This window comes from Pseudomonas corni, from assembly GCF_057128765.1.
In genome coordinates this window covers 1-4,526 of the sequence record NZ_JBSKHW010000033.1, presented here as the reverse complement: position 1 = coordinate 4,526, position 4,526 = coordinate 1, and the positions used below count along the sequence as shown (strand labels likewise).

Here is a 4,526-nt window from a genome sequence, read left to right as displayed (position 1 = left end):
CAAACCGGCGACAGCCTTGTGGTTGGCACCCCTAACGACAAAATCACTGTCAGCACCGCTGAAGTCGACGGCAAGATCGTTCTGACGCTGACCGGCGAAGCGACCAAAGCTGAATACCAGGCGCTGATCAACTCGATCACTTACGGCAACAGCAGCGAGAACCCAAGCACTCTGCCGCGCAACATCTCGGTAGTGGTCAATGACGGCGCACTCGATTCCGCGCCGGTCAGCACCGCTGTAAACGTCACGCCAGTTAACGACGCACCGACTGCAACCATCGAAGGCCCGCTTTCCTTCACCGAAGGCCAGACTGGCGTTTCGCTGGATGGCAAAGTCACGCTGGCTGACGTGGATAACGCGACACTGAAAGGTGGCTCGGTCACCTTGAATGGCGCACAGGATGGTGATTCGCTGATTGTTGGTACGCCGAACAGCAAAATTACTGTTTCGACCTCAGAAGTAGACGGCAAGATCGTTCTGACGCTGACCGGCGAAGCCACCAAAGCTGAATACCAGGCGCTGATCAACTCGATCACCTACGCCAACAGCAGCGAAAACCCAAGCACTCTGCCGCGCAACATCTCGGTCGTGGTCAATGACGGCCAGCTCGATTCCGCGCCGGTCAGTACTGCTGTAAACGTCACTCCAGTCAACGACGCTCCAACTGCAACTATCGAAGGTCCGGTTCTGTTCACCGAAGGCCAGACCGGTGTTTCGCTGGATGGCAAAGTCACTTTGGCTGACGTGGATAACGCGACGCTCAAAGGTGGCTCCGTCACGCTGAATGGCGCCCAGAATGGCGACTCGCTGATTGTTGGTACGCCGAACAGCAAAATCACAGTTACCTCTTCGGAAGTCGACGGCAAGATCGTTCTGACTTTGACCGGCGAAGCAACGAAAGCTGAATACCAGGCGCTGATCAACTCGATCACCTACGGCAACAGCAGCGAAAACCCAAGCACTCTGCCGCGCAACATCTCGGTCGTGGTCAATGACGGCCAGCTCGATTCCGCGCCGGTCAGCGCCGCTGTCAACGTCACTCCAGTCAACGATGCGCCGGTCATCACCTTCGGCAACGTTTCGTACACCGAAAACGGCGTTGCAAAGCCAATCGTCACCAACCTGGTCATCAATGATCAGGACGGTAGCGATCTGACCAGCGCAAAAATCACGCTGACCGGCATGCATGCCGAAGACGTCCTGAACTCCAAGTTCTATACCGGCACTGACGAAGGCGACACGTCGCTGGGCATTCACTACAAGCTGGTGAATGACGGCAACGGCACCATCACTATCGAGCTGACCGGCAAGGCTTCGATTGACAGCTATAAAGAGCTGATCAATTCGATCACCTACGCCAACAGCAGCGATAACCCGAATGTCACCCCACGTGGCGTGACCATCGCGGTCGTTGATGCGGACACTCACGGCACGAACAACCTGCCTGATTCGCACACGGGCGCCATTGCCGTGGTTGCGCTCAACGACGCTCCGGTCATCACCTTCGGCAACGTTTCGTACACCGAAAACGGCGTTGCAAAGCCAATCGTCACCAACTTGGTCATCAATGATCAGGACGGTAGCGATCTGACCAGCGCAAAAATCACGTTGACCGGCATGCACGCCGAAGACGTCCTGAACTCCAAGTTCTACACCGGCACTGACGAAGGCGACACTTCGCTGGGCATTCATTACAAGCTGGTGAATGACGGCAATGGCACCATCACCATCGAACTGACCGGCAAGGCTTCGATTGACAGCTACAAAGAGCTGATCAATTCGATCACCTACGAGAACAACAGCAACAACCCGAACGTCACCCCACGCGGCGTGACCATCGCGGTCGTTGATGCGGACACTCACGGCACCAACAACCTGCCTGATTCGCACACGGGCGCCATTGCCGTGGTTGCGGTCAACGACGCTCCGGCCATCACCTTCGGCAACGTTTCGTACACCGAAAACGGCACCGCCACTCCAATCGTCACCAACCTGGTCATCAACGATCAGGACGGTAGCGATCTGACCAGCGCAAAAATCACGTTGACCGGCATGCACGCCGAAGACGTCCTGAACTCCAAGTTCTACACCGGCACTGACGAAGGCGACACTTCGCTGGGCATTCACTACAAGCTGGTGAATGACGGCAACGGCACCATCACTATCGAGCTAACCGGCAAGGCTTCGATTGACAGCTATAAAGAGCTGATCAATTCGATCACCTACGCCAACAGCAGCGATAACCCGAACGTGACGCCACGCGGTGTGACCATTGCAGTAGTCGACGCTGACACTCACGGCACCAACAACCTGCCTGATTCCCACACTGCTCAGATTGCCGTCATAGCTGAGAATGACGCCCCAACCGTCGGACACGAAAACGCGGGCAACACCGGCAGCTTCGGCAACACCTTCCTCGAAGAGCCATTGGCTGGCGTTGCTCCACGTCCGGGCCAAGGCCCAGGCCTGATCGCGGGCGATATCAAGCTGAGCGATGCCGACAGCCTCACGCTGAAAAGCGCGACCGTCACCCTGACCAACGCCAAACCTGAAGACGTGCTGAACGTTGGTTCGCCGAACAGCAAAATCGTGGTCAGCTACGACTACGACACCGCTGGCGTGATCAAGCTGACCCTCACCGGTCCAGGCACACCTGCCGAGTATCAAGCGGTTCTGCGCTCGATCACCTTCGACACACCGTCGCAGAATCCTGATCCCACCCAGCGCCTGATCACCATCGCGATCGACGACGGCAGCGCCAACGGCGTGAGCACCGTGATCTCGAAGATCAACATCATCCCGGAAAACGATGCGCCAACTGTCAACGGCACCGCGGTCAACTTCACCGAAGGTGATGCTGCGAAATCCGTCGTCGCCGGCCTGAACATCAGCGACCTGGACAACAGCACCCTGCAGCACGCGGAAGTGAAGATTTCCAACGTGCAGGCGGGTGACGTGCTGACCTTCACCGGCACCACGCCAAGCGGCGTGACCGTGGAAAAAGTCATCGGCACCGACAACACCGTCACTTTCAAAATCGACGGCACCGCGTCCCTGGCTGACTACAAAACCCTGATCGACTCGATCAAGTTCGAAAGCCCAGGCGACAACCCGACCGCAGGCGTGCGTGGCGTAACCGTTACTGTCACCGACAGCGGCGGCGCATGGGACATCGGCCGCGATCCAGCGTTGAGCACTGTGTTGAACGGCTCGATCAACGTCGTTGCAACGAACGATGCGCCGGTTGTCGGCCATGAAAACCCCAACGACACTGGCAGCTTCGGCAACACTTTCCTCGAAGAGCCACTGGCTGGCGTTGCTCCACGTCCGGGCCAAGGCCCAGGCCTGATCGCGGGCGATATCAAGCTGAGCGATGCCGACAGCCTCACGCTGAAAAGCGCGACCGTCACCCTGACCAACGCCAAACCTGAAGACGTGCTGAACGTTGGTTCGCCGAACAGCAAAATCGTGGTCAGCTACGACTACGACACCGCTGGCGTGATCAAGCTGACCCTCACCGGTCCAGGCACACCTGCCGAGTATCAAGCGGTTCTGCGCTCGATCACCTTCGACACACCGTCGCAGAATCCTGATCCCACCCAGCGCCTGATCACCATCGCGATCGACGACGGCAGCGCCAACGGCGTGAGCACCGTGATCTCGAAGATCAACATCATCCCGGAAAACGATGCGCCAACTGTCAACGGCACCGCGGTCAACTTCACCGAAGGTGATGCTGCGAAATCCGTCGTCGCCGGCCTGAACATCAGCGACCTGGACAACAGCACCCTGCAGCACGCGGAAGTGAAGATTTCCAACGTGCAGGCGGGTGACGTGCTGACCTTCACCGGCACCACGCCAAGCGGCGTGACCGTGGAAAAAGTCATCGGCACCGACAACACCGTCACTTTCAAAATCGACGGCACCGCGTCCCTGGCTGACTACAAAACCCTGATCGACTCGATCAAGTTCGAAAGCCCAGGCGACAACCCGACCGCAGGCGTGCGTGGCGTAACCGTCACCGTGACTGACAGCGGCGGCGCGTGGGACATCGGCCGCGATCCGGCGTTGAGCACTGTGCTTAACGGTTCGATCAACGTGGTTGCTGTGAACGACGCACCGGTCATTGCCCACACTGGCAACGGCACTGAGTTCGGTAACACCTGGAACGAGACAGCGGCAAATGGCGATCTGACTCAGCCAGGTAAAGGCCCAGGCAAGATCGCAGCTGATTTCGGCCTGAGCGACGTCGACACCACAACCCTGAAGTCGGCAACCGTTACTCTGACCAACTACCACGAAGGTGATTTCCTCACCGTGGTCGATGCTGCAGGCGTGACATACACCTCGACGTTAATCAAAGACGGTGCTGGCAACATCACCGGTCAAACCATCGTCTTCCAGGGTGGTACCGCTGCGCAGTACCAGACCGCGATCCAGTCGATCACTTTCGACAGCACTTCGCACAACCCGAACGTGACTGATAATCGCAACATCGCAATCACCATCGATGACGGCGGCGCGAT

The 4,526-nt window shown here is 58.0% G+C and carries 1 protein-coding gene; it reads left to right on the top strand.

What is annotated here, in order from left to right:
* On the top strand, window positions 1-4,526 hold a 4,526-nt coding region (locus ACWKV9_RS27635), incomplete at both ends, for a beta strand repeat-containing protein (protein ID WP_483839286.1).